12 protein-coding genes are annotated in these 19,817 nt (G+C 74.6%); 10 read left to right on the forward strand and 2 right to left on the reverse strand.

Features of this window, described 5'->3' with window-relative positions:
• Nucleotides 1-18 precede the first annotated feature (18 nt).
• The 8 genes from E6R62_RS06810 to E6R62_RS06845 all read left to right on the forward strand — a co-directional run bounded on the left by E6R62_RS06810 (nucleotide 19) and on the right by E6R62_RS06845 (nucleotide 7,145).
• On the forward strand, nucleotides 19-471 hold the full coding sequence (locus E6R62_RS06810; RefSeq protein ID WP_240801516.1) for a cobalamin B12-binding domain-containing protein: 453 nt from the start codon (nucleotides 19-21) through the stop codon (nucleotides 469-471).
• Nucleotides 468-1,790 (forward strand): methylaspartate mutase, encoded by a 1,323-nt coding sequence (locus E6R62_RS06815; RefSeq protein WP_136212383.1) that lies wholly within the window; start codon nucleotides 468-470, stop codon nucleotides 1,788-1,790. The genes E6R62_RS06810 and E6R62_RS06815 overlap by 4 nt, the downstream gene beginning before the upstream one ends.
• A gap of 68 nt (nucleotides 1,791-1,858) precedes the next feature.
• The gene (locus E6R62_RS06820) at nucleotides 1,859-2,842 is read left to right on the forward strand and encodes an asparagine synthetase A (RefSeq protein ID WP_136212384.1); all 984 of its coding nucleotides are present in this window, start codon (nucleotides 1,859-1,861) and stop codon (nucleotides 2,840-2,842) included.
• Nucleotides 2,839-4,164 (forward strand): glutamate synthase-related protein, encoded by a 1,326-nt coding sequence (locus tag E6R62_RS06825; RefSeq protein WP_136212385.1) that lies wholly within the window; start codon nucleotides 2,839-2,841, stop codon nucleotides 4,162-4,164. Before E6R62_RS06820 ends, E6R62_RS06825 begins: the two co-directional genes overlap by 4 nt.
• 77 nt (nucleotides 4,165-4,241) lie before the next feature.
• Nucleotides 4,242-4,514 carry a hypothetical protein gene (locus tag E6R62_RS06830; RefSeq protein ID WP_136212386.1) on the forward strand — a complete coding sequence of 91 codons (273 nt, stop codon included), beginning with the start codon at nucleotides 4,242-4,244 and terminating at the stop codon, nucleotides 4,512-4,514.
• Between the two features lie 120 nt (nucleotides 4,515-4,634).
• A complete protein-coding gene (locus E6R62_RS06835) occupies nucleotides 4,635-5,897 on the forward strand; it encodes an MFS transporter (protein WP_136212387.1) in 1,263 nt (420 codons plus the stop codon).
• A 13-nt stretch (nucleotides 5,898-5,910) separates the two neighbouring features.
• A complete protein-coding gene (locus E6R62_RS06840; RefSeq protein WP_136212388.1) occupies nucleotides 5,911-6,645 on the forward strand; it encodes a 4'-phosphopantetheinyl transferase superfamily protein in 735 nt (244 codons plus the stop codon).
• Between the two features lie 182 nt (nucleotides 6,646-6,827).
• Nucleotides 6,828-7,145 carry a hypothetical protein gene (locus E6R62_RS06845; RefSeq protein WP_136212389.1) on the forward strand — a complete coding sequence of 106 codons (318 nt, stop codon included), beginning with the start codon at nucleotides 6,828-6,830 and terminating at the stop codon, nucleotides 7,143-7,145.
• A gap of 40 nt (nucleotides 7,146-7,185) precedes the next feature.
• Here the strand turns inward: E6R62_RS06845 and E6R62_RS06850 are convergent, their stop codons facing one another.
• Complete coding sequence (locus E6R62_RS06850; protein WP_136212390.1) at nucleotides 7,186-9,168, reverse strand: APC family permease; 1,983 nt, start codon at nucleotides 9,166-9,168, stop codon at nucleotides 7,186-7,188.
• Nucleotides 9,169-9,480: 312 nt separating this feature from the next.
• On the opposite strand from E6R62_RS06850, the gene E6R62_RS06855 reads away from it, so the two are divergent.
• On the forward strand, nucleotides 9,481-10,749 hold the full coding sequence (locus E6R62_RS06855) for an MFS transporter (RefSeq protein WP_276615543.1): 1,269 nt from the start codon (nucleotides 9,481-9,483) through the stop codon (nucleotides 10,747-10,749).
• Here E6R62_RS06855 and E6R62_RS06860 read toward each other — a convergent pair.
• Nucleotides 10,700-11,551: a class I SAM-dependent methyltransferase gene (locus E6R62_RS06860; protein WP_136212392.1), complete on the reverse strand. Its 852-nt coding sequence runs from the start codon at nucleotides 11,549-11,551 to the stop codon at nucleotides 10,700-10,702. The genes E6R62_RS06855 and E6R62_RS06860 overlap by 50 nt on opposite strands.
• A 369-nt stretch (nucleotides 11,552-11,920) precedes the next feature.
• On the opposite strand from E6R62_RS06860, the gene E6R62_RS06865 reads away from it, so the two are divergent.
• Nucleotides 11,921-19,816: a non-ribosomal peptide synthetase gene (locus tag E6R62_RS06865; protein ID WP_136212393.1), complete on the forward strand. Its 7,896-nt coding sequence runs from the start codon at nucleotides 11,921-11,923 to the stop codon at nucleotides 19,814-19,816.
• The last annotated feature ends 1 nt before the right edge of the window (nucleotide 19,817 follow it).

Raw genomic sequence — 19,817 nt, forward strand, 5'->3', positions numbered from 1 at the left:
GCTTTCTATATTTCTCGTATGCGACGACGGAATATGAACATCCTGCTGACCGGCACGGCATCCGATTCCCACACCTGGAATCTCGTCTACCTCCAGCTGCTGCTGGAGGAGTCCGGGCACCGGGTCCGGAACCTGGGCCCCTGCGTACCGGACGAGCTGCTCGTCGGTGTCTGCGCGGACCGTGACCCGGACCTCGTCGTGGTCAGCAGCGTCAACGGTCACGGCTACCGCGACGGCCTCGGGGCGGTCCGGGCCCTCCGGGACGCGGGGCTGACCACGCCCGTCGTCATCGGCGGGAAGCTCGGGGTGGCGGGGGAGGTGGACCCGCGGCGGCGGGCCCGGCTCCTGGACGCGGGCGTCGACGCGGTCTTCGACGACGGCGACGTCGGGCGGCTGCGCGCCTACCTGGGCTCCCTGGCCGAAGTACGCGTCCGCGCCGGCGCCGACACCGGCGGGCAGGCCGTCGCATGACCGCCGCCACGCTCGCCGCACCGAACGTGGCCGCGCTCTTCCCCACGGCCCCGGACCGCGGCACCGCCTCGTTCGGTGCCTTCGTCGGCGCGTGCGCGGCGGCCGGCCGGCTCGTCGTACAGCCCCGGATGGGCTTCGGCGATCCGCGCCGGATGCGGGACGGACTGGAGCGGACCAAATCCGCCGTCGCCACCACCGTCGGCACCCTCACCATCGACAGCTACACCCGGGTCGGCGCCCACGCCGCCGCCCGGGCCGCCCTGGCCGAGGGCACCCCGCTCAACGGCTACCCGATCACCACCCACCGCGCCGAGCGCACCCGTTCCCTCCTCGACGGCGTCCTGGACGCCCGCTTCCCCGTCCAGGTACGCCACGGCTCCTCCCGCCCCGAGGCCATCGTCCGCGCGCTCGCCGCCGCCGGGCTGGACGCCACCGAGGGCGGCCCGGTCTCCTACTGCCTGCCCTACGGGCGGACCCCGCTCGCCGAGTCCGTGGACAACTGGGCCCGCGGCTGCGAACTGCTGGCGGCGCTGGCCCCGCCTCCGCGCACGCCCCACCTGGAGAGCTTCGGCGGCTGCATGCTGGGGCAACTCTGCCCGCCCGGGCTGCTGGTGGCGCTGAGCCTGCTGGAGGGGATGTTCTTCGCACGGCATGGAATCAGGTCCGTCTCCCTCAGCTACGCACAGCAGACCGACCCCGCCCAGGACACCGAGGCGGTGCGCGCCCTGGGCCGGCTGGCCGAGGAGTTCCTGCCGCCCGGGGTGGACCGGCACATCGTGCTCTACACCTACATGGGGGTCTTCCCGCACACCGCCCACGGCGCCACCCGCCTCCTGGAGGCCTCGGCGCGGTTGGCCGTCCGCGCCGGGGCGCAGCGCCTGATCGTGAAGACCGCCGCGGAGGCGCACCGCATCCCGACGGTGCGGGAGAACGTACGGGCGCTGGAGACGGCGGCGGCGACCGCCGCGCTCACCGAGCGGCCCGCCCTGACCGGGGACCCGACGGACAGCGAGGTCTACCTGGAGGCCCGGGCCTTCGTGGAGGCCGTCCTCGACTTCGGCGAGGACCTCGGGCGCTCGCTGCGCACGGCTTTCGCGCGGGGCGTGTTGGACGTCCCGTACTGCCTGCACCCGGACAACGCGGGACGCTCGCGCAGCTTCGTCGACCCCGCCGGGCGGCTGCGGTGGTCCGCGGTCGGCGCCATGCCGGTCGCATCCGCCGCCCTGCGCGCCGACCGCTCACCGATGACCTCGGACGGACTGCTCGCGGCCGTCCACGCGGTGGCCCGGCGCTACGACGAGGACGGGGTCGCCGCGTGAACCGGCCCGTGCCCGGCCCGTCCCACCCCTCCACATCCCCACGCGTCCCGTTCTCGACAGGAGTCCACATGGAGTTCCAGACCCCTCCCCCGCTCGGTGAGCACCTGCGCTCCCCGCAGTTGCGCTCCGCGATGCTGGTCCAGCAGGAAGCCCTGTACGCGGCGCGCGAGTTCCTGCGCGGCGAGGGCTTCGTGGAACTGCTGCCGCCGCTGGTCGGCCCGGTCACCGATCCGGGCGGCCGGGGCGCCAAGGCCCTGGACGTCGACTACTACGGCGAGCCGTACAAGCTGATGACCAGCGCGATCCTGTACAAGCAGGCCTCGCTCAAGGGGTTCCCGCGACTGTTCTACATCGCACCGAACGTGCGCGTGGAGCCGCCGGAGACGGCTTCCACCGGCCGGCATCTGGTGGAGTTCCACCAGATCGACGTGGAGATGGCCGGGGCCACGCGCCACGACGTGCAGGAGATCGTGGCGGGCCTGCTGACGCACGTGGTGGACCACGTGTGGACGGCGGTGGGCGACGTCCTGCGCGGACTGGGCCGCGACGAGGGGGACTTCACCGAGCTGCGGCAGGGCAAGTTCGACTCCCGCACCCACGAGGAGGCGGTGGCCCGCCTGCTCGACCGGGGCCACCCGCAGAGCGCGGACGCGGAGATCGACTGGGCGGGCGAGAAGGTGCTCTCGCTGGAGGCGGACCGCCCGTTCTTCATCGACGACTACCCCAAGGGCTCGCGCGGGTTCTACGACCGGGAGGACCCCGAACGGCCCGGCGTGCTGCGCAACTTCGACCTGATCGCGCAGGGCGGATACGGCGAACTGGTCAGCGGCAGCGAGCGGGAGTCCGACTACGCGGCGATCGTCACGCGGATGCGGGAGAGCGGTGAGAACCCGGCCAAGTACGCCTGGTACCTGGAGCTGGCCCGCGAGGGCATCGAGGCCAGTGCCGGCTTCGGCATGGGCCTGCAGCGCCTGGTCCGCTTCCTGACCGGGCTCGACGCCCTGTGGCAGGTCAGCGCCTACCCCAAGCTGCCGGGGGTGATCGCGCCGTGAGCGGGTCACTCGAAGCGGCGGGCTTCCCCGAGCAGGCGGTACGGGCCCGGGCCCGGGCGGGCACGGCCGAGGCCTTCCCGGCCGCGGACTCCTACGGCGGGCGGCTGTACGGGGCCTCGGCGCGCGGGGCGGCGGGAGACCCGCTGGACGAACTGCGTCTCGTACCGCCGGTGTTCATGCCGCGACGGCTGGAGAAGCTGATCGAGTTGGGCCGCGAGCCTTCCTTCGAGGACGTGGACCTGCGGACGAGCGTGGGTGGCTTCGCCGCGGACCTACCCCTCTACCTCTCGGCGTTCGGGTCCACCCGGGCGGGCAGCGGGGACCTCGGGGTGGCGGCCGGCCGGCAGGCGGCGCGGCTCGGCATCCCGATGGTGATCGGCGAGAACATGGTGCCGGTGCACGGGTACTCCCGCGGCGGCGACGGCACGCGGTCGGCCCTGCTGGAACGGATCGCCGCGTACTGCGACAGCCTCCCGGACGGGGTCGGCGGCGTGGTGGTGCAGCAGTCCACCGAGGACGCCGACTCGGAGGTGTGGAACCTCCTCTACAGCGACCCCGGCACGCGGGCGCTACGGGACTCCGGCCGGCTCGGCTTCGAACTGAAGGTGGGCCAAGGCGCGAAGCCCGGGCTGGGCGGGATGACGGTGGTCGGCGCCGGCGAAGGCGAACGGCTGGCGGGGCGGTTCACCGTAAGGGACCTGCTGGGCGACGGCGAACGGCTGCTGCGGTGCGCGACCCCGGGCACCTTCACCGAGGAGATCGTCCGCCAGCAGTTGCGATTCATGCGGAACAACTTCCCGCTGGCCCGCACCTGGGTGAAGTTCCACCCCGGCCGGGACATCGCGCGGGCCGCGGCCACCGCCTGGGCGGCGGGCGCGGACGCGGTGACGGTGGACGGCGCCGAGGGCGGCACGGGCTGGGCTCCGTCGGTCTTCCTCGACCAGGTCGGGCTGCCGCTCGGGGAGTGCCTGCGCCGCATCGGCCCGCCGGCCGGTGACCTGCTCGCCACGGGCCGGATCTGGGAAGGCGGCCGGGCCGTGCGGGTGCTGGCGCTGGGGGCCACCGCCGTGGGCCTTGGCCGGGCGGCGCTGCTCGCGGTGGACGAGGACCCGCGCGAGGGCCTGGTCCGGCTGGCGCGGGCCCTGGCGCTGGAGACCCGGCTCCTGGTGAGCGCCGTCGGCAAGTACCGGGTCGCGGACCTGGGGCCGGAGGACCTGTGGGAGCCCGGCAGCCCCGAACAGGACGTACCGGCCGTGGGAGCCCCCGCTGTCGGCGCCCCCGCCGGCGCCCCGAAGGCCGTACCGGCCGGGGGGCGGTCGTGACCGGCCGCCCGGTCACGACCGCCCGGCCCCGGGGCGGACGCCGGCTCCGGTCGCGGCGCCGTGTCCGGGGTGGGGCCGTGACCCGGCCCCGGAGCGGTCGGCCGGCCCGGCGCGGACCCCGCGTCGTACGGGCACGGTTTCGGCTCTCCGACCTCCCCGGGGTCACGGTCGCCCCCGCCTTCGGCGCCGCGGCGGCCGGCGAGGCCGCCTCACGGGCCCTGTCCCGGGCGGGCCTCGGCCACCTCGGCGGCCACCTCGCCCTGCGCGGCCTCGGCGGACCGCCGCGCGTCGCCGACCTGGCCCGGGCGGCGGAACGGGCCGTCGCCGTCGCCCTGCGGCGCGCCCGCTGAACCGGGCCGCCCGCCCGCGTGGTCCCGTACCGCGCCCGTAGTCCCGTACCGCCCGCGTGGTCCCGAACCGCGCACGCGGCTGCGTACCCTCACCCGCCCCTCACCCAGAACAGGTCGACCATGGAAACCCCCGTACAGACGCCCCCCGCGGCTCCCACCGTCGAGTGGGGACGCGTGAGTTCACTGGTCGGCGGTCAGGCCGCCGTCCAACTCGGCAGCTTCGCGCTGCTCATCGCCATGAACTGGACCGCCGTCCAACTCGGCGGCACCGGCGCGGTCACCTTGCTGACCCTGGCCGCCACCGTCCCCCGGGCCCTCATGCTGATCTTCGGCGGGGCGGTGGCGGACACCCTCGGCCCGCGCTTCGTCCTGCTGCGGACCACCTCCGCCCGGGTCGTCGTGCTCGGCGCCGGCGCGGTCGTCACCGCGACCACCCACCTGCTGTGGCCGCTGGTGGTGATCGCCCTGGTCGAAGGGGTCCTGCTGGGCCTCGCCGGTCCGGCCTCCGGCGTACTGCTGCCGATGTTCGCCCGCGGGGACCAACTGGCCCGGGCCAATTCCCTCTACTCCATGGTGCTGCGGGTCGCGCCGATCCTCGGCGCGCCGGCCGGCGCGTTCCTGATCACCGTCGGGGAGCTGTGGCTGGCCATGCTCGTCGGAGCCGTCACCGGCGCCGTCTGGCTCGGCTGCCTGCTGCACGTCACCCACGGCTTCGTCCGCCCCACGCCCGAGCCCGGTGTCTCCCTGGTCAAGCGCTCCGGTGACGGTTTCCGGCTGTTGGCGCGCCACCCCAGGCTGCGCTGGATGTTCGTGGCGGCCCTGTGCCTGGACATGGCGTTCAGCTGGCCGGCCGAGGTGGCGCTGCCGCTGCTGGTCTCCGAACACGGCTGGGGAGTCGGCGCGGTCGGTGTGGTCCTGGCCGCGTTCAGCGTGGGAGCGCTCGGTTCCAGCGCGGTGGGCGCCGCCATGGCGCACCGGATCCCGATGTTCGTACGGCTCGTCGTCACGGGTGCGGGACTCGCCGCCGGAATCCTGGTGATGGCCCTCATGCCGTCGGTGGTCTCCCTCACCGCGGTCGCCGCCGGGGTCGGTCTGCTGTCCGGGCTGAACGGGCCGGCCATCGTCACGCTCTACCAGCAGTCGGCCCCCGAGGAGCGGATGGGCGCCGCGATGTCGACGCTGTCCCTCGCCGGGATCGGCACGGCCCCCATCTCCATCGCCGTGTTCAGCTCGCTGTCCCTGGCCCTCGGCGTGCAGACCACCTGGCTGTTGTGCGGGGCCATCGCGTTCGTCTCGCCGCTCGCGGCCGTCCTGGCCCTGCGGCACCCCGCGAAGGAAGCGGAGTCCGCCCCGGTGCGGCTCCCCGTCCCCGCGGCCGTATGAGGAGGCTCTCGCCATGACATCGGGCACTGCTCACCTGCTCGTACCGACCCCGCTGTCCGTCCCCGCACCGGGACAGGACCCGGGACCGCGACCGGCCGAGGCCGTGTTGGTGGCGGCGAGTCCGCAGCTGTGGCTCGTGGACACGACCGCCTACCGGGTGCACGCGGCCCGGCACGCGCCCGGCACCCTGGACGCCCAGGAGCTGGCCCGCGCGGCCGAGTTCGTCCGGGCCGCTGATCGCGACAGTTACGTCTGCGCCCACGTGGCCCTGCGCCGGCTGCTCGGTGCCTACCTGGGCATGCCGGCGCGGGACGTGGTCGTGGAACGGGCGCCCTGCGCGCACTGCGACGAGCCACACGGGCGGCCGGTACTGCCGGGCGGGGCCCTGCACTTCTCCCTCTCGCACTGCACGGGGATCAGCCTGCTGGCCTTCGCGACCGCCCCGGTCGGGGCGGACGTGGAGGAGCTGGTCCTGCCGCAGGCGATCGCGGAGACGGCCGACGTCCTGCACCCGAGGGAGGCGGCGGAGCTCGCCGCCCTCCCGGCGGGGGACCGCTCACTGGCCTTCACCCGGGTGTGGACCCGCAAGGAGGCGTACCTCAAGGGGCTTGGGGTGGGGCTCTCGGAGAATCCGGCGGCGGACTACGTGGGTTCCGGCCCGGTCCCGGCCCGCCTGCCGGGGTGGACCCTGACCGACGCCCTGGTCCCGGACGGCCACTGCGCCGCGGTGGCCCTGCGGGACCGGTGACCGGCTCCGGGCTCGTCGGGGCGGGCGGTCGACCTCCCGCGGTGACGGGGACGCGGTGCGACCACCGGGGCGCGGGCCGAGTTCCCGACGTTCGCGCAGGACATCGAGGCCCTCTGCCGTCGAGCGGGCCGACCACTCCCGGATGGGCGTGTCCGGTGGGCGGGTGAATCGTTTTCGCAGGCATGACGACGACGCACTCCACGCCCACCACCACGGCGCGGCACCGGGCTGCGGCCGACGGCGTCCGCAGCCTGTTCGTGCCGCGCCAGCCGTCGCACGCCGCCGGGTCCGCCCCGTTGTTCGACGAACTCGCCCGGGAGTGGGCGGCGCGCGGCGCCACCGTGCCCAACCGGCCGGACCCGACCTGGCTGCGGCTGGTCTCCTGGGAGCACTTCCAGCGCGAGACGGCGGCCACGGTCCGGGACCTGCACCTGCGCGGAGCCGAGCCGACCCCCGAGGCCGCCGCCCCGGACGGCCGCCTCCGCCGGCGTCGGGTGTGACGTCGGCGGGCCGTCCGCTCCCTCGTCCGACCGGTTCGCCTCAGTCGCCGACGTGGATGCCCGGGCGCCGCTCGGGTCGGGGTTCGTGCTTGCGGATGATCTCGCGGGTGACGGGCGCGGTGTCGCCCCGGCCGAGCAGGAAGTAGCGGAACATGTGCCGCAGCGGGCTGCCCTCCGCCCAGGCGAAGTAGCAGTGCGGCCGGACGCCGGTCGTGTCGCGCAGGGCGAGGAGGATCGCGGCGATGGCGTTCGGCGCGGCCGGCGCCTCGGCACGCAGGATCCGGTACCCGTCGACGTCCACACCGCGAACGGTGAGGGTCTCGCTGAAGTCGGAGGGATCGACGACGTCGATCTCCAGGAACAGGACGTCGGCCGGCCCGGGGACCGGGTTGGTGCCGCGCTGTTCCCGCTCCTTCCCGGCGTACTCGGCGCGGTCCCCCGCCTCGCGCCGATTGGCGATGATGTTGATGGCGTTGTCGTGGGCGAGGGTGTCCGTGACGAAACGGCGCGCCGTGTCGTCGAAGACGATCCGGTCGGCCCGTAGTTCGGTGGTGCGCGAGACGCGGGAGACCAGGGACACCAGGACGATGCCGGCGATGAACATCCCCGAGATGGTGATGCCGTCGGGCTTGTCGACGATGTTGGCGACGAGCGCGTAGAGCAGGACCGCCGTCAGGACCGCGAATCCGGCGGTCGCGGCGCGCCGGCGGCGGCGCAGGGCCGAGACGGTCACGGCGAAGGCCCCGGAGACCATCATGGCGAGGATGCCCGTGGCGTACGCGCCGGCCTGGGCGTTGACGTCCGCGTCGAAGGCGATGGTGATGCCGACGCACAGGGCGGTGTAGACCAACACGACGGGCCGCACCGCGCGGCCCCACTCGGGCGCCATCCCGTAGTCGGGCAGGTAGCGGGGCACGATGTTGATCAGGCCCGCCATCGCCGAGGCCCCCGCGAACCACAGGATCAGGATGGTGCTGATGTCGTAGGCGGTGCCGAAGGCTTCCCCGACGTGCTCGTGGGCGAGCCAGGCCAGCGCACGGCCGTTCGCCGCGCCGCCGGCTTCGAACTCCTTGTGCGGGATGAGGACCGTGGTGACGAAACTCGCCGCGAGCAGGTAGACGCTCATCACGAGCGCGGCCGTGGTCAGGAGCTTACGGGTGTTGCGGATGCGCGACCGCAAGCGCTCCTCGGGGTCGGCGCCCTCGGCGGCGACGAGCGGCATCATGCTCACCCCGGTCTCGAAGCCGGACAGGCCGAGGACCAGCAGGGGGAACGCCAGCAGCGCCGGCCCCGCCAGATCGCCGAGGCCGCCTCCGCCCGAGACGAGGGCGTCCGTCCACGCCGACCACGCGCCGGGGGTGGTGAACACGTCGACCAGGCCGACACCGATGGTCACCGCGTTGAGGAGCAGGAAGACGGCGACCAAGGGGATGGCCACGCTGACCGCTTCGCTGAACCCCAGCAGGAACACGCCGCCGAGGAGCAGCAGCATCGCCACCGTGATGGCCACTTCGTGGCCGTGGAGCGCCTGGGGGAAGAAGGGGTTCTCCACGACGTGCACGGACGCGTCCGCCGCCGAGAGCGTGATGGTGATCACCCACGAGGTGGCGACGAAGCCGAGCAGCACCAGCACGAACAACTTGCCGCGCCAGAAGGGCAGCAGGTCCTCCAGCATCGCCACCGAGCCGGCGCCGTGCGGGCTCTCCTGCGTCACCCTCCGGTACATGGGGAGCATGCCGAGCAGGGTGAGCGCGACGATCACCAGCGTGGCCAGCGGCGAGACAGCGCCGGCCGCGAGCGCGGCGATCGCCGGTACGTAGGCCAGGCTGGAGAAGTAGTCGACCCCGGTCAGGCACATCACCTTCCACCAGGCGTGCGGCTCGTTGTGCCCCTCTCCGGCCGCCGGCCCGACCGGCTGTACCCGGTGGCGGAGCAACCACCGCGCCAGCCCTCCGCTCGGTTGTGGTCGCAGCGCCGGGCTGTCCACCACTTCCGGCACGGCCAGTTCGTTCATTTCCTTCATGTACCCCATCAACCCTTCCCGGCCCGGAGCGCGGGGCGCGGTCGCCGTCGCGGCCTCGCCCTGCGCGACGATCACCGAGTATGCGGCCTGCCGCTCCCGGCGCCCCGGGCGGGGGCGCCCGTGGGGCCGGGGCGGGTCGGCCGGGCGTGGCCGGCCACCGGGAATCCGATCCGGGCACCGGTTGCGGCGCGTGCCGAGGTCTGCCTATAAACCACCATGTCTTCGAGCGCGGAACAGCAGACCGTCGATGATCCCCCGAAACCCGCGATTCCCACGATTCCCACGAGTCCTCCCCCGAAACCCCTCAGGAAACTGAGGGGTTTTCGCTTTCTCCTCCTCTCCAGGACGATCTCCGCGCTGGGTTCGGCCGTCACCGCGGTGGCGTTGCCGGTCCTGACGTACCAGCAGACGCGATCGCCGCTCCTGCTGTCCCTCGTGGCGGCGGCCGGAACCCTGCCGTACCTCCTCTTCGGGCTGGTGGCCGGGGTGGTGGCCGACCGGGTCGACCGGCGCCGCCTCATGGTGGCCTCGGACACGCTGAACGCCGCCTGCCTGGCCACCGTCCCGGTGGCCGCCGCGTTCGGCGTGCTGACCGGGGCGCAGGTGATCGCCGTGGCGCTGCTGTCCTCCTGCCTCGCCCTCTTCTTCGACGCCGGGGGGTACGGGTTCGTGCCCGAGGCGGTGGGCAATGAGAACCTCGCCCGGGCCAACGGGCTGGTCCAGGGCGCGGAGTCCCTCGTCCGGACAACCGGCACCGCGGTCGCCGGCGGCCTGATGGTGCTGCTGGGCCCGGCGGACTCCGTGGTGGTCGACGCGGTGTCCTTCATCGCCTCCGCCCTGTTGGTGCGGGCCGTGGCCCGCGGGCCGCACCGCGGCGCGCCGGCCGCCGCCCGCGCCGGCTTCGGGGAGTCCGTCGGTGAGGGGCTGCGGTTCCTGCGAGGCCACCGTGTGCTGCGCACGATGACCGTGGTCGGCACGCTCCAGTCCTTCGCCGGCGGTGCGATCGTCGGACAGATGGTCGTCTGGGCGGACCGCGGGCTCGGGATACCCGGCACGGACGGGCGGATCGGATTCCTCTACGCGGCGTGGAGCGCGGGCGGGATCGGCGGGTCACTGCTCCTGCCCCGGCTCCGGCGCCGGATGGACGCCTTCCGCGTCCTCCTCCCGGTGCTGCCGGCGGGTGCGTTGCTCGGTCTGGTCGTGGTGTCCGTCGACGACTGGCGGGTCGCGGTGGTCGCCCTCGCCCTGTGGGGGTCGGCCTATCTCGTGGTTCTCGTCAACACCATGAGCTACTCGCAGGAGGTCACCCCGGCGGAGCTCCAGGGCCGGGTGAACACCACCCGCCGGATGCTCTCGTCGGGTCTGGGTGTCCCGCTCGGGGCTCTGGTGGCGGGCTCCGTCACCGTGCGCTTCGGCGTCCATGCCGGGATGTCGACGGCGGTCGTCTCGGTCGCCCTGGCGGCCGTGCTGGTCTGGTGGGCGCACCTGCGCGAGCCCGGCGGGGAACCTTCGCCGCGCGGTCGCGCGGCGCTCAGGCCGGTCCGGTCTCGGCGCCGCCCGGCCTGCGGCCCCAAGCGGTGATCAGTCCCGGCGAGAGGGCGGCGCAGTCGGGCGAGTCGAGGTAGCGGATCGCCGCGTCGACGTCCGCGTCGTCTACCAGTCCGGTCGCGGTCATGGCCTCTCGCGCGCGGTCCCAGGTGTCGGCCCAGAAGCGGCTGATCGCGGAGCCGGGGACGAGGGGCGGGACATGGATCTCGGCGGCCACGGCGTCCAGTCCGAGGTCGTGGAGCATCTGCGGGTAGCGCGGCGTCCACGAGACGTCGGTGCCGATGGTGTCGTGCAGGCCCTGCCACATGGCCTGGACGGCCCGGGTGTACGGGCTCGGGGGCGCGGTGTCGGAGGTCGGGTCGACGGCGTCGCCCAGGACCAGCACCCCGCCCGGGAGCAGCAGCTCGCTCAGGCGCGCCATCACCTTGCGCCTGGTGGGCAGGTGCATCAGTACGAACCGGGCGTGGACCAGGTGGAAGCGCCCGGGATCGAAGTCGGGGTCGGCGAGGTCCGCCTCCAGGAGGTCGAGGCCCGGCTGCGGGTGGGCGGCGAGGAAGCGGGTGTCACGGTCCACGGCCAGCACACCGGCGACCCCGAGTTCACCCAGCAGGCGCCGGGCCACGCTGCCGGTGCCGGCGCCCACGTCGAGGCAGTTCCAGCCGGGCCCGGCGCCCAGCGACCGCAGCCGGGCGACGGTGATGTCGTCGTAGGCCAGCGCGCCGAGGTCGATGCGCTCGTCCTCGCCGGCCCGACCGGGCTGGAACACCGCCTTGCCGTACGCGCCGGGGGCGGCGGCCGGGGGTTGTCGGGGCGTTCCTCCGTCGGTCGGAGTCATGCGGCAACCGCCTCCCGTTCCCGGCGGGCCCGCTGCCCGCTGAACCCGTTGCTCCCAGTATCGGCCAGATGGTCGGGAAGCGCCGTGGGGGCGGCGGGCCGGGAGCGTGGCGAGCGTCGCATCTGCCCCGCCCCGGTATGCACCCCCGTCGGTATGCACCCTCGTCATGGCGGCCGGCTTCCGGGCCCGGACCGTACGCGTACCGGTGTGTGCCCGGGTCACGGACTCGCGGGACCGCGATCGGCCGGCGGGGCCCGGAGGCCTGTCAAGGGGCGTATTCGTGGGACTTTCAGGTCCGTGCACCGGTCACGGACAGTGGCGTCACGTCGTCGTTGATCGACCGATCCGACTGAGGAGACTGACCACCGCATGGCCACTCACGACCACGGGTTCCTGCCCCTGACCTCGCCGCAGACCGGCGTCTGGTTCGCGCAACAGCTCGATCCCGCCCGCAGCGACTACACCATCGGCGAGTACCTGGAGATCGACGGGGCGCTGGACGTCGGGCTCTTCGAGGAGGCTCTGCGCCGCACGCTGACGGAGACCGAGGCGCTCGGCATGCGGTTCGCCGAAGTGGACGGCGTGGTACGGCAGACGCGCGCCGACCGGCCGCCCTTCCGGCTCGCCACCGCCGATGTCGGCGACCGCCCCGACCCGGCCGCCGAGGCCGAGGCGCTGATGCGCGCCGAGCTGGCCCGGCCGATCGACCTGGCGACGGGGGACGTGACGCGCCAACTCCTCGTCCGGACGGGACCCCACACCCACCGGTGGCTCCAGGCGTACCACCACATCGTGGCCGACGGGGTGAGCGGTTCCCTCCTCGCCCGCCGGACGGCCGAGGTCTACACCGCCCTCGCGACGGGCGCACCGGTGCCCGGCTCGGACGCGGCGCCCTGGGACGCGATCGTCGCGGAGGAGCAGGCCTACCTCCGGTCCGAGGAGCACGGGCGGGACCGGGAGTTCTGGCGTGCGAAGCTCGCGGACGCCCCGGAACCCGTGAGTTTCACGGGTCACACCCCGGCCCGCCCGACCGGGACGGCCGTGCGGGTCAGTCGTGATCTCGACGCCGTGGACGCCTCCGCCCTGCGGGACGCCGCCCGGCGGTTCGGCACCCGCTGGTCGGCATTGGTCATGGCGGCGGCCGCCGGCTACCTGCACCGCGTCGGCGCCACCGAGGACGTGGTCCTGGGTCTGCCCGTCACCGGGCGCACCACGCCCGCCGCGCGCCGTACGCCCGGGATGTTCTCCAAGGTGCTCCCGCTGCGCCTGCGGGTCACCGGGGCGATGTCCGTGGAGGAGTTGGTGCGCACCACCTCGGCGGCCGTCAAGGAGGCGCTGCGGCACCAGCGCTACCGCGTGGAGGAGCTGTACAGCGGCACGGACGGGTCGGGGGCCCGGCCCTGGGACGCCGTGGTCAACCTGATGTCCTTCGACTACGGGCTCTCCTTCGGCGGTGCGGGCGCCACCGCCCACAACCTGGCGGTCGGCCCGGTGGACCACGTCTCGGTCAACGTCTACGACCGCGGCGGGGACAGCCCGCTCACCGTGCAGGTCGAGGGGGACGCGGCGGAGGGCGGGACGGAGGCACTCGCCGCCCACCGCGAGCGGTTCGTCCGGTTCCTGCTGGCGTTGGCCGCCGCCGATCCGTCGGCCCCCGTCGACTCGCTCGGCCTGCTGACCGGCGCCGACGAGGAGCGGCTGGCCGTCCTCTGCGACGGCGGCAGCACCGCGAGCGCACAGGACCGCCTGCTGCACGAGCTGTTCGAGGAGCAGGCGGCGCGCACCCCGGACGCGGTCGCCGTGGTCTGCGCCGGCGAGCGGATCGGCTACGCCGAACTGGACGCGTGGGCCGAACGGATCGCCGACCGGCTGCGCCCGTCGACGACCCCGGGGACGCCCGTCGGTGTCAGCGTGGGCCGCTCCCCCGCCATGGTCGCGGCGCTCCTCGGCGTCCTGAAGGCGGGCGGCTGCTACGTGCCGATCGACCCCGCCCTGCCGCGGCGCCGGATCGCGTACATCGTCCGGGACGCGGACATCCGTACGGCCGTCGCGGGTCCGGGTGTCGCCGACTGCCTGCCGGCGGACCTGGGGAACCTGGTGGCCACGGGCGAGCGGCCCCGCGAACCGCTCGCCGCCGCCCGCCGCCCGGGCGCCACGTCCTCCTCCGGCAACGCCGTCTCCCCCGACAGCCCCGCGTACCTCCTGTACACCTCGGGCAGTACGGGTGAACCCAAGGGCGTGCTCGTGCCGCACGCCGCGGCGGCCGACTTCGTCCTCGGTCACCTGGCCCTGTGCGGCGTCGCCCCGGCGACGGCCGCGGGCTCCGGCGAGCGGTTCCTCGGCTTCGCCTCGCTGTCCTTCGACGTCTCGGTCCTCGACGTCTTCGGCGCGCTGCTGAGCGGCTCGGCGCTGGTGCTCGCCACCGACGAGGAGCGCACGGACGTCGACCGTCTCCAGGCGCTGCTCGCCGGGGAGCGGGTCACCGTCGCCGACCTGCCACCGGCCCTGCTGCCCCTGCTCGATCCGGCCGCCGTGCCCGCCCTGCGCTTCCTGTCCACCGGCGGGGAGGCGCCCTCGGCGGACGCCGTCGACCGGTGGGCGCGCGACGGGCGCGAGGTGTGGAACGCCTACGGCCCGACCGAGGCGGCGGTGTCCGTCACCATGCACCGGTGCGTGTCCCCCTCGAACGGGCAGGTGCCCCCGATCGGCCGGCCGATGGTCAACCACCGGGCGTACGTGCTCGATCCGCGGTTGCGCGCGCTGCCGCCCGGCGCGGCCGGGGAGTTGTGCGTGGCGGGCGCCGGACTGGCCCACGGCTACGCGGGCCGCCCCGGGATGACCGCCGACCGGTTCGTGCCGGACCCCTTCGCCCCGGTGCCCGGGGCCCGGATGTACCGCACCGGTGACCTCGTGCGCTGGTCCGCGCAGGGGCAGTTGGAGTTCCTCGGCCGCATGGACCAGCAGGTCAAGGTCAACGGTCACCGCATCGAGCCGGGCGAGATCGAGAGCGTACTGATCGGCCACCCCACGGTGGGCCAGGCCTCGGTCACCGTCCACGAGGCGTCGGGCGGCGGGCGACGGCTGGTCGCCTTCGTGGCGCCGGCCTCCGGCGCGATCGTCGTGGAACCCGCGGAGCTGGCGGCCCACTTGGCGCAGGCAGTGCCCCGTTACATGGTTCCGCACACCTTCGTGGTGCTGGACCGGCTGCCGCTGACACCCGGCGGCAAGGTGGACCGCAAGGCACTCGTCGTCCCGACGACCGCGGACGCACCACCCGCGACCGCCGATCCGCAGCGCCCGTACAGCGCGGCCGAGCGGACGCTCGGCACTCTGATCGGCGAGGTGCTCGGCTGCCCGGCGGGCCCAGACGACAACTTCTTCGAGCTCGGCGGCGACAGCATCGCCGCCCTCGGCCTGGTCAGCCGGGCCCGGGCGCGCGGGTACTCCTTCACCCTGCGCGAGGTCTTCGAGCACAAGACCGCCGCCGCGCTCGCCGCCGCCGTCGGCGACCCCGCGAACGAGCGCCGGGACGGCGCCCCCGGGGCCGCCGGCGAAGAGGAGTACGGCGAACTGTCCGCGACCCCCGTCATGCGGTGGCTGCTGGACGGTCCCGGCCCCTACGGCCGCTTCAGCCAGTCCGTCCTGCTCGCCCTGCCCGAGGGCGCCGACGACGCCCGCCTGGTCCGGGTCCTGCAAGCGGTCGTCGACCACCACGCGGCCCTGCGGCTGCGCACGACCGAGGGCCCCGAGGGTACGGTCTGCTCGGTCGGCGCCCCCGGGACGGTGGACGCGGCCGGGCTCTACCGCGGCGTCGACACCACCGGGCTGGACGACTCGGCGCGCGCCACCCTGACGGAGCGGGCGAGGGACGAAGCGGCCGGTGAACTGGACCCCGCCGCGGGGGTGATGCTGCGGGCGGTCCGCTTCGGCGGCGCCGGCGCGCCCGGGCGGCTGCTGCTGTGCGTACACCACCTCGCGGTGGACGGCGTGTCCTGGCGGATCCTGATGGACGACCTCGCCGAGGCCTGGTCGGCGGTGTCCGAGGACCGGCCGGTACGACTCGCCCCGGTCGGCGCCTCCTTCCGCGACTGGACGGCGCACCTGCGACGCCAGGCCCACTCCCCCGAGGTGCTGGCCCAACTCCCCTTCTGGCAGGCGACCCTGGACCCCGCCCCGGAGGCCGGGGAGTCCGGGACCGCCGCCCCCGCGGCGGCGCCCGCGCTGTGGGACCGGGTACCCGACCCGGTGCGCGACACCGTCGGCTCCACCCGCACGCTCACCCTGGACCTGCCGGCGGAAGTGGCCGCCCCGCTGCTCTCGGTGGTGCCCGCGGCCCTGCGCACCGGCCCCGCGGAGATCCTGCTCGCGGCCCTGGCCCTGGCGGCGCGGCACCCCCTGGTCGCCGACGGCGACGGGCCCGGGACCCTGCTGCTCGACCTGGAGGGCCACGGCCGGGACGACCGGACGGGCCGACACGACCTGTCCCGCACCGTGGGCTGGTTCACCACGCAGTACCCGGTCCGGCTCGACCTGCGCGCCCTCGACCCGGCCGCGGCGCACCAAGGCGGCGGGGACGCCCTCGCCGAGCTGGTCGGACGGGTCCACGACACCCTGGCGGCCGTGCCCGACCACGGCACCGGCTACGGCCTGCTGGCCCGGCTGAACCCGGGGACCGCGCGGGAGCTTGCCCCGGCCGCGCAGCCCCGGGTCCTGTTCAACTACCTGGGCCGGTTCGACGCCTCGGGCGAGGCCCCCTGGGGGCCCGCCGCCGAGGGGGGCGGACTGCGCGCCGCCTGCGATCCGGCGATGCCCGTCGACCACTGCCTGCAGATCGACGCGCTCGCCCTGGACGGCCCGGCGGGCCCCGCCTTCCGCGCCGTCCTCACCTGGCCGCGGGAGTTGGTCGACCGCTCCGAGGCCGAGGCCCTGGCCGGCGCGTGGGAGGAGTCCCTGCGGCTGCTGGCCCGCTGGACGCCGCCGTCCGGCGGGGCCGGACGGCCGGCGCCCCGCGACTTCCCCCTGGTACGCCTGACCCGGCCGGAGGTGGACGCGCTCGCGGAGCGCTACCCGGCCATGACGGACGTCACCACGCTCTCCCCGTTGCAGGAGGGCCTGTTCTTCCACGCCTCCTACGACGCGACGGGCGTGGACGCCTACACCGGCCAGCTCGTGCTGACCCTGGACGGCGCCCTGGACCCGCGGGCCCTGGCCTCGGCCTGCCGCGGCCTGCCGGCCCGCCACAGCGCGCTGCGCGCCGCCTTCACCGACCGCGGTCTGGACCGGCCCGTACAGGTGGTCCTCGGTGTGGTGGACGTCCCCTGGGAGAGCGCGGACCTCTCCGACCTGGACGAGGAGGCGCGGGAACGGGCGTGGGCGGAACTGCTGGCCGCCGACCGGGGCCGCCGCTTCGACCTGGAGCGGCCGCCGCTGGTGCGCTTCACCCTGGTCCGGCTGGGCGCCGAGCGCCACCGCCTGGTGATGACGAACCACCACATCCTGTGGGACGGCTGGTCCTCCGCGATCCTGCTGCGCGACATGTTCGCCGGTTACGCGGCGGCCACCGGCTCGGAGCCGGCCGCCGCCGTCGCGGGCGTCCCCTACCGGGACTACCTCGACTGGCTGGCCCGCCGGGACCGGGACGCCGCCACCGCCGCCTGGGGCTCCGCCCTGGCCGGCCTGGAGGAGCCCACCCTGCTGGGGGCCGCCGACCCGAACCGGCTCGACGCGCTGCCCGAGCGGATCTCGCTGGAGCTGTCGCGCGGGCTGACCGGGCGCCTCACCGAGCGGGCCCGGTCCGCGGGCATCACCCTCAACAGCGTCGTCCAGGGCGCCTGGGCGGTCCTGCTGTCCCGGCTGACCGGCCGCGACGACGTGGTCTTCGGCGGTACCGTCTCGGGCCGCACGGCCGACCTCGACGGCATCGAGGAGTTGGTCGGCCTGCTGATCAACACCCTGCCCGTCCGAATGAGGGTACGGCCGACGGAGCCGCTGATCGCCGCGCTGACGCGGTTCCAGGACGAGCAGGCCAGGCTGATGGACCACCAGCACCTGGGGCTGGCCGACATCCAGCGGGCCACCGGGCTGGGCACCCTGTTCGACACCACCGTGGTCGTCGAGAACTACCCGTTGGACCTTGAGTCGATGCGGGAGCCGGTCGGCGGGGTGCGGCTGACGGAGGTCGACGGCTCGGACGCCACCCACTACACCGTCAACCTCATCGTCCTGCCGGGCGAACGGCTGCGGCTGCACCTGGACCACCGCCCCGACGTCCTGGACGCGCGGGCCGCGCGCAGCGTGGCGGACGCGCTGGAGCGGCTGCTGGTCACCGCGGCCGACGAGCCGGGGACCCCGGTCGGGGAGATCGACCTGCTCTCCGCCGATCAGCACCGGCTGATCGAGGAGTGGAACGACACCGCGGTCCCGGTGCCCGCGACCACGCTGGTGGACCTGTTCCGGCGCCAGGTGGCCGCCACGCCGGGGGCTCCGGCGACGGTGTTCCGCGAGGAGCGGCTGTCGTACGCGGAGTTGGACGCGCGTGCCGAGCGGCTCGCCGGGGCGCTGCGGGCGCACGGGGCGGGTCCCGAGCGGATCGTGGCGGTCGCGTTGCACCGCTCGACGGAGATGGTGGTCGCGCTGCTGGCCGTACTGAAGTCGGGCGCGGCGTACCTGCCGGTCGACCCGACCCTCCCGGCGGACCGGGTGGCGTACCTGCTGTCGGACGCGCGGCCGGTCCTGCTGATCACCACCGAGGACGTGGAGCCGCTGCTGCCGACGGGCCCCGGGCCGGTGCGGTTGCGCCCCGACGCCTCCGCCGACACCGACACCGACAACACCGACACCGACGGAGGGAGCGTCGAGTGCGCCGGGCGGACACCGCTGCCCTCGCATCCGGCGTACGTGATCTACACCTCCGGCTCGACGGGCCGGCCCAAGGCGGTCGTCGTCGAACACGCGGCCATCGTCAACCGGCTGCTGTGGATGCAGGACCGCTACGGTCTGGGCGCCGACGACCGGGTGCTGCAGAAGACCCCGTTCGGCTTCGACGTATCGGTGTGGGAGTTCTTCTGGCCGCTGCTGACGGGAGCCGTGCTCGTGGTGGCCGAGCCCGGCGGGCACAAGGACCCCGCCTACCTGGCCGAGCTGATCCGGCGCGAGGCGGTCACCACCGTGCACTTCGTGCCGTCGATGCTGGCGGTCTTCGCCCAGGAGCCGGGCGCCGGCCGGTGCCGGTCCCTGCGCCGGGTGGTGTGCAGTGGCGAGGCACTGCCGGAGGAACTGAAGAACCGGTTCCTCGATGTACTGGACGTGCCGCTGCACAACTTGTACGGGCCCACGGAGGCGGCCGTCGACGTCACGCACTGGGACTGCCGGCGCGCGGACGAGGGGCCGGTGCCGATCGGCAGGCCGATCTGGAACACCGCGCTCTACGTCCTCGACCCGGCGGGGCGCCCCGTGCCGGTGGGCCTGCCGGGCGAGCTGTACCTGGCCGGGGCCGGGTTGGCCCGCGGCTACCTGCGGCGACCGGAACTGACCGCGGAGCGCTTCCCGCTGGACCCCTTCGGACCCGCGGGCTCCCGGATGTACCGCACGGGCGACATCGTCCGGCGGCGCGGTGACGGCGCGGTGGAGTACCTGGGCCGTACCGACGACCAGGTGAAGATCCACGGCTTCCGGATCGAGCTCGGCGAGATCGAGACCTCGCTCGCCCGGCTGCCCGGGGTGGGCAGCGCCGCGGTGGTGGTCCGCGAGGACGTACCGGGCGAGCGCAGGCTCGCCGGGTACGTGGTCCCGGCCGCCGGCGCGATGCTCGACGCGGCGGGAATGCGCGCGGAACTGGCGCGGTCGCTGCCGGAGTACATGGTGCCCCTGCTGCTCGTGGTCGACGCGCTGCCGGTCACCCCCAACGGCAAGCTCGACCGCAAGGCGTTGCCGGCGCCCGCGTCGGCGGCCGCTCCCACCGCGCACGAACCGCCCGTCGGGGAGACCGAGGAGTTCGTCGCGCACGTCTGGCAGGCGGTCCTGGACCGCACGGACATCGGACGCCACGACGACTTCTTCGCGATCGGCGGCCACTCGCTGAGCGCCACCCGGGTCGCGGCCCGGCTGCGCCAGGCGCTCGGCCTGGAACTGCCGCTGCGCACCCTCTTCGAACACCGGACCGTCGCAGGCCTCGCCACGGCGGTCGAAACGGCCCTCTTCGCCGACATCGCCGCCACGGCGGACGACGCAGCGCTTTCACTCGTATCCCAGGGAGAGACCTCGTGAC

Origin of the sequence: Streptomyces sp. A1136 (assembly GCF_004795055.1) — a bacterium.
GTDB lineage: Bacteria > Actinomycetota > Actinomycetes > Streptomycetales > Streptomycetaceae > Streptomyces.